2 protein-coding genes are annotated in these 2,237 nt (G+C 34.7%); one reads left to right on the top strand and one right to left on the bottom strand.

Annotation, left to right across the window (positions count from 1 at the left end):
* Positions 1 to 419 (bottom strand): cation:proton antiporter domain-containing protein (locus ACWODM_RS16275; protein ID WP_455322366.1); only part of this gene is annotated, 419 nt, incomplete at its 3' end.
* 276 nt (positions 420 to 695) lie between these two features.
* On the opposite strand from ACWODM_RS16275, the gene ACWODM_RS16270 reads away from it, so the two are divergent.
* A complete protein-coding gene (locus ACWODM_RS16270) occupies positions 696 to 2,054 on the top strand; it encodes a TrkH family potassium uptake protein (RefSeq protein ID WP_455322365.1) in 1,359 nt (452 codons plus the stop codon).
* Positions 2,055 to 2,237: the final 183 nt, after the last annotated feature.

Raw genomic sequence — 2,237 nt, 5'->3', positions numbered from 1 at the left:
TACAGAAGGTCTCTATTGTTAGCTAAATTATTTATGTGGTTCCCTTGTCCGCATTCGGTGGCGCTATTGTCCGCATTCACTGGCTCATTTTTCCGCACAGGTGGCTCTATTCGTTCGCAATATTCATCTACTTGGCATGTTGCTTCCCTAGGAGGATTACACTGGACAGATAATGGTGTGCACATGATCAAAGCAGATAACCAACTTTCGAGACCTGCGATAAACATCAGCAAAATAACACCAATTTCTGAAAATTCATGTACGAGTTCGTTCGAATGAATCCAATTAAGCCCCGCACTTCCTAGTATAACCCCAATTAATAATTGGCCAATGACAGCAGGGATACCAATACGTCTGGAAAAGTGAGTACCTAATGTGGTTGTCACTAAAATCAGACAAAGTGTACCAATAAATTCCATTTGACTTTTTCCACCTTTCAAATTCCTAATATATATCCTATCTAGTTTAGCATTAGATGCCGATTTCTGCATAAGAAAAGGGATCAATTGAGAAAAATATTTTTTCTATATAACTCTATTAGCGAATATTTTTCTGGTTTTATATGTATTATTTTAACATTCATGCTATTATGGAGCAGTTATTACTATGGAAAAACAAGTTTCAACAGCAAGAAAATAATTAATTAAATACATGATGGTAAAAAATCAGAATATAAAGTTAAGGAGTACTCAAGTATGAGAAAAAGAAAGAAAGAAGTTCCTTTTTCACCAGTTCAATGGATAACGTTTGGTTTTTTTGGATTGATTTTATTAGGAGCTAGCATTTTGATGCTACCAATCTCTTCAAAAAATGGTCTGCCAACAAATTTTTTAGACGCACTATTTACGGCAACATCTGCTATTTGTGTCACTGGATTAACGACGGTCACCACAAGTGAGCATTGGAGTATCTTTGGTCAAAGTATAATTTTATTATTGATTGAAATTGGTGGATTAGGATTTATGACCATTCCAATCTTCTTTTTTGTTGTGATGAAACGAAAAGTAGCATTAAGTACTCGCATGATTTTGCGAGAAGCCTTCAATACAGAACAAATGGTTGGAGAAATAAAAGTATTGTTATCTGTATTAAAAATTGCTTTTTCGATTCAGGGAATAGGAGTTATTTTGCTAGCTTTTCGTTTTGTGCCTCTTTTTGGCTGGGAAAAAGGACTTTGGTATAGTCTATTTCATGCTGTTTCCAGTTTTTGTAACGCAGGGTTTGATTTGTTTGGAGATAGTCTAGTAGGGTTTCAAAATGATCCATGGGTGCTAATGGTAATCAGTGCTTTAATTATTTCTGGAGGTTTAGGTTTTTTTGTTTGGCATGATGTGTTGACGATGAAACAAAATAAGCATCGTTTAAGTTTACACAGTCAAATTGCTTTACGAGTGACAGGCGTCTTATTATTAGTAGGTATTGTTGGTTTTTTCATTACAGAGTATAATAATCCTCACTTTGAAGCAGGAAATAGCGTCTATCGATTCTTTAATACAATTTTTCTTTCTGTAACACCACGAACAGCAGGTTTTGCATCCATTGATTATTTTTCTATGTCTCATGCTGGGTTGACGTTAACCATGCTTTTGATGTTCATTGGTGGGACATCGGGTTCTACAGCTGGAGGATTTAAAACAACGACTTTAGGTGTCTTACTAATTAGAATGTATTCAACGTTTCATGGACGAAGTCGAGCAGAATTTCATGAACGAACAATTAAAGAAGACACCGTTTCACGGGCATTTATTTTATTCTTCATGTTTTTAGTAATGATTATTACTAGCACCATGATCTTGTCAGTGACAGAAACTATTCCTGATGTGAATCAATTAGGGTTAGAATATATTGTTTTTGAAGTTATTTCAGCTATAGGTACAGTGGGCTTGACTATGGGATTAACACCAGAATTATCTGTTGTTGGCAAAATCATTATTGCCTCGTTGATGTTTCTTGGAAGAGTAGGTGTGTTAACTGTATTTTTCTCTCTGGTTATGCGAGGAAATAAAGCTGAGGCGAAAATCAAATATCCAGATGAAACAGTAATTATTGGATAGTTGAATTATCCATTCTTCAGTTATTTTGTATAGTTAATGGTTTCTATTATTCTATTACCTGAATAATTCATACTTTCCTTATAATTGTTTAGAAACTGCCTAACGGCAGGAAAAATTAACTTTTCGATTCTCACCCGTTAAGTGATGAAAAAAGAACCCCATTCTGTTATGGTAAAGGTGACT

It is taken from the genome of Enterococcus olivae, assembly GCF_053760925.1.
This window is presented reverse-complemented; position numbering and strand designations above follow the sequence as displayed.